General features: G+C 36.3%; 5 protein-coding genes. All 5 read left to right on the top strand.

Annotated features, from left to right (window positions below; translation table 11 throughout):
• A partial coding sequence (locus tag AC1DHY_RS15695; RefSeq protein ID WP_476903900.1) for a protein rep occupies positions 1–210 on the top strand: 210 nt, incomplete at its 5' end.
• Positions 211–754: 544 nt separating this feature from the next.
• Complete coding sequence (locus AC1DHY_RS15690) at positions 755–1,399, top strand: hypothetical protein (RefSeq protein ID WP_476903899.1); 645 nt, start codon at positions 755–757, stop codon at positions 1,397–1,399.
• 487 nt (positions 1,400–1,886) lie between these two features.
• Positions 1,887–3,173, top strand: a complete 1,287-nt coding sequence (gene mobV / locus AC1DHY_RS15685; RefSeq protein WP_476903898.1) for a MobV family relaxase — start codon at positions 1,887–1,889, stop codon at positions 3,171–3,173.
• A 9-nt stretch (positions 3,174–3,182) separates the two neighbouring features.
• Positions 3,183–3,473: a helix-turn-helix domain-containing protein gene (locus AC1DHY_RS15680; RefSeq protein ID WP_476903897.1), complete on the top strand. Its 291-nt coding sequence runs from the start codon at positions 3,183–3,185 to the stop codon at positions 3,471–3,473.
• 242 nt (positions 3,474–3,715) lie between these two features.
• A partial coding sequence (locus AC1DHY_RS15675) for a protein rep (RefSeq protein WP_476903896.1) occupies positions 3,716–4,719 on the top strand: 1,004 nt, incomplete at its 3' end.

Below are 4,719 nucleotides of genomic sequence, written 5' to 3'. Positions count from 1 at the left end.
GATTTAGATACAGCATTAGCTTATAAACGCCTGATTTCCTACGGTGGTTTACTGAAGGAAATTCATAAAGAATTACAGCTTGATGATGCTGAAGATGGTGACTTAATTCACATCGATGAAGATTCTGACGAAGTGGCAAATGGTGCTATTGATGTGATGGCCTATTGGCATGTTGGATTAAATAATTACGTGATTAAAAGTGAGGGCTGAGCATGGAAAAGGAACGGAAATCTCCAAGCGAAATGGTTAATATAGAATTACTGGAAACCTACAGTCACTACAATCGTATCTATCTGCGGTCACCAGAAGAACAAGACTATATTGCTTTGTTGCGAAATGAAATGTTAAACCGAATGGAAGAAAGATCAAAGGAGTAGCGAACGCTACTCCTTTTAGTTTTTTAACTAGGGTATTCAACAAGTTCCTCAGTTAGTTTCAAATGTGTGTTCTAATTCCAACACTTTGTAATGGCCTATTGGCATGTTGGGTTAAATAATTATATTCTAAGAAGTAGTTTATTGGAATTAAATGAAATTTATAGAAATGAGGTTATGAAATGGATTTTTTAATATGGGCTTTAATTTATTTGATTTTGTTTGGTCTTTTTATACTAATAGTTTTAAAAGTTGATATTATTAGTAAAAAAACAGCTGCTAATTTAATAAAATTAAATATTTTATTAACTGCACTTTATTTGATTTATATTTGGTTGAAGTTTTTATTGTATTAACTTTTATTTCAAGCTTCCATTTTAATGGAAGCTGATGTATCCTTATATGTGAATATATTACATAGGAGGGTTTTTGTGGTAAAAAAAATAATATTTTTATTTACATTTATGATTTGTTTTTTAATTTTAGGTAATACAGATACATCGGTTTTTGCACAAGAATTAGAAAGTGATGAAGGTGCTATTGATATTAGTGTAGAAGATCTTGGGGAACTTCCTTATACTGTTGTTTCAGAGGAACAAGTTATTTCAGATTATATGGAATGGGCTAATGTTGACCGTGAAACTGCAGTTAAAGAAATGGGATTAGAAGAATCTAAATCTTTAACTGCTAGAGCTTCTTCTTCTTGTTGGCATGAATGGAGAGAATATAAAATACCTAAAAAATTAATAGACTCTACAGCTAAAGCTTATTTGACTACATATCCTTATATAAAAATGAAACAATGTGGTGATGATAGAGCGGAAATTACTGATGTATCTCCTCAAGTGAGTTATGAAAGAGAGGGTGGTATAGCTATTTCAAATATTGTTCTTAAAGATATTACTGCAGAGAAAGAATCAAAGTATGTATGTAGAGTAAGAGCAAATGGAGTTATAACAAATACTTTCGGGTTTGAATTAAGAGATTGGAAATATAGCCAACCTTTCACTTTCATGGGACCGTAAATATATCGAGACATAAAAAGAGTAGCATTTGCTACTCTTTTTATTTTGGAAAAAAAGAAAAAGCGACGCTCTCCAGAGGTAAGAAGAATCGTCGCGAGTCGAGTAAATGAAAGAAGAAGAAAAGAACCTCTCCTTTTATTTTATTGCTAGAGGGTTTGGGCGACACGTGACGGTTGTCAATCTAAATTTGCGATACCGGACCGAAGGGAGGATAAGGAGCGAATTTGGATTGACTACCTCGCTGCACCCGAACCCTCTTGGCATTGAACAAACCACCGTTTGTTCCTGCCTACCGGCGAGGGCCGGAAGTTTTGAAACCTGGGTTTCAAACCGCCGGAGGCTTATGCCATCCAAGGTGCTACCTTGGTCGTGAGTTTGAGGGGCGAAACCCTCAAGGTCTTTTGCATGCTGCAGCATGCTTTGGCGGTAGCCAACCAGCCTCGCAGAGCACGTTCTCTTGGTCACAAGAGTATAACGTGCTATACTCTTGGCAATAAAAATTGTCAGAGTATGGGGGTGCATCGGTCACATGGAGTTGGCTTGGAATACACAAAAAAATCAAATCACAGATGTTAAAGGCAAAGAAAATGAGCAAGAAAGAAAAGGCGAAATTAGAAATGATGACATTGATCTGGAGCGTACAAAAAATAATTATGATCTAGTAGAGTCAGAGAAAAATTTGTATCAGAGAGTAAAGCAGCGAGTGGACGAATTAAAAGAGACTGGTTCGAGAGTGCAAAAAAATTCGGTTGTGATGTATTCCAATATTTTGACCGTTCCTCAAGAGCAAGCTGAAAAATGGGGCGAGAAAAAAACGGATGATTATTTTAAGGGGTGCTACGAATTTTTCTGTAAGGAGTTCGGGAAAGAGAATGTAGTGAGTGGAAAAATACATAAAGACGAAACGACACCTCACATGCATTTGCACTTTGTGCCAGTCAATAAAGAGAACGGAAAATTGCAGGCACGAGTGGCAATGAACAAAGCAAAAATTAATTACATCCACGATACCTTGCCGAAATTTTTACAAGAACGTGGCTTTGACGTTGTGCGTGCTAGTGGCAAGACGAAAGAGAAAAATATTGAAAACATTCATGAATACAAAGAAGTTCAGAAGAAAGTTGCAAAGAAAGAAAATGAGTTAGAGTATTTGGACCAAACCCGTACTTTACTAGAAAAAGAGATTGGAGATAGAAAAAAGGAGTTTTTAGCATTGAGCGAAAAACTTCCGAATGATGGGGATATAAAAATTCGTGTAAAGGGCAAAGAGGTTAAAACAACTGTTACACCTAAAATGTTTGGGAAACCTGAAATTGTTGAACAGGAAACCGAGAATTTTATTGTGACACCTAAAGAACTAAAGAACATGCATGAGCAAATAAAAGCTGCGTATCAAATCAAACGAGATTATGAGCGTTTGCAGACGACGGATCTGGTGCAAGAAAATAAAAAGCTGCGCCAGTTGGCCAGTCATAAAATGAACGAAAATGAAGTGTTGAAAAAGGAAAATGCAAGTTTAAAAACTCACTTGAGGTCGGCTACAAATGAAATTAGCGTTTTAGAAGCCCGTATAAGCGATTTAAAGGCCGAAATTAAATCGATTTATAAAAGTGCTAAAGAATTCGTTAAAGAGCGTACAAAGGGCGCTATGGCCTTTAGAGACGTTTTTAAGGGGTTAATAGACAAGGTGAAAGAAAAAGTGCCTGGGGGCGAATTTGAGAAGGTTCACAAGAAGGATTTGAATCAAGAGAGAAATAGAGGCATGGAACGCTAAAGGGAGTGAATGATTTTTATGGCTACAAGAAGGAATGTGTCTACTTGGCGTAAGATTCATGAATTAGGAAATAGTGATGACGAAATGGATCTTGCATATGCTGAGATTCTTGCGACAGCAATGGATTATAGGGTTAAGAAAGGAATATCGCAAAGTGAACTTGCTAAAAGAAGTGGATTAACAATAAGTGTGATTTCAAAAATTGAAAATCAGCATAGTGTACCATCGGTAAAAAACTTTTTGAAATACATTCGAGGTCTTGAATTAGATTGGGCATTTATTATAAAAAAAGACACCTAGAAAGGTGTCTTTTTTTATGGTTTTGGAACGGAATTTTGCGAAGCGAAATTGAGTTCCTACTTCTCTTGATACATATAGAAACAACTCAAGCGCCTGAAAATCATTGTGCGCCTTAGAGCCTCAAGGGTTTGAATGGGTTTTGTCGGGTAGACAGAGAAAAAGCCTTCTGCTATGATTAAAGTGTCGAATTTCAATCAAAATAGAGGGCTTTTTGTACCCTCACCAGAAGGCGAGGTTTATTTATGCATTTGTACTCAAATGATAGCACGAGTAACCCTAGTGAATCAAGAGGTAAAGAGAATACTGATATCAAGATTTTAAAAGATACTGATAGTCGAGGGAAAGAACGAGATTGGAAAGGTAAGAAAAAGCGTTCTTTACTGATGGCTGAACATCATGAAATAGCAGCATTAAAGAAAAAAGCTGAGCGTATGTATGATTGCGGCAATTATTTAGTGTTCAAAATAAAGGATAGTCGTTTGAAACTATATCAAGCCTATTTCTGCAAAGCGAGGTTATGTCCAATGTGCAACTGGCGAAGGTCATTAAAGATTGCCTTTCAAAATAAAAAAATCATTCAAACATTGAATGAACGTGAAAAAGTAAAATGGGTTTTCTTAACGTTGACTGTTCGGAATGTCGAAGGTGACAAGCTGAAAGAGACAATGGATCAGATGACCAAGGCTTGGAATCGTTTTGCTGGTTATGCCAAATTCAAAAAGTCAGTTAAGGGATATTTTCGAGCAATGGAAGTAACTCGGAACTGGGATAAAGAAAGCGAATGGTACGGTACATATCACCCTCATTTCCATGTGTTGCTTGCTGTTCCTACAAACTATTTTACCAAGAATTATATTAAACAATCTGAATGGACAAGCATGTGGCAGCGTGCCATGAAATTGGATTATACACCGATTGTTCATGTGGCCAAGGTGAAGCCTAAAATGGAATCATCGGATTTTGTTGAAATTGAAGAGGAAGTAAAAAAGGTGATTCTTGAACAAAATGCTATTTTTGAAGTTTCTAAGTATCCAGTGAAGGATACAGATGTTATTCGTGGTAATAAAGTGACACCAGAAAATGTTCAAACGGTGAAAGATTTAGATACAGCATTAGCTTATAAACGCCTGATTTCCTACGGTGGTTTACTGAAGGAAATTCATAAAGAATTACAGCTTGATGATGCTGAAGATGGTGACTTAATTCACATCGATGAAGATTCTGACGATGAAGATTCTGACGAAGT

The organism is Arthrobacter sp. 05L44, assembly GCF_056397605.1.
This window is presented reverse-complemented; position numbering and strand designations above follow the sequence as displayed.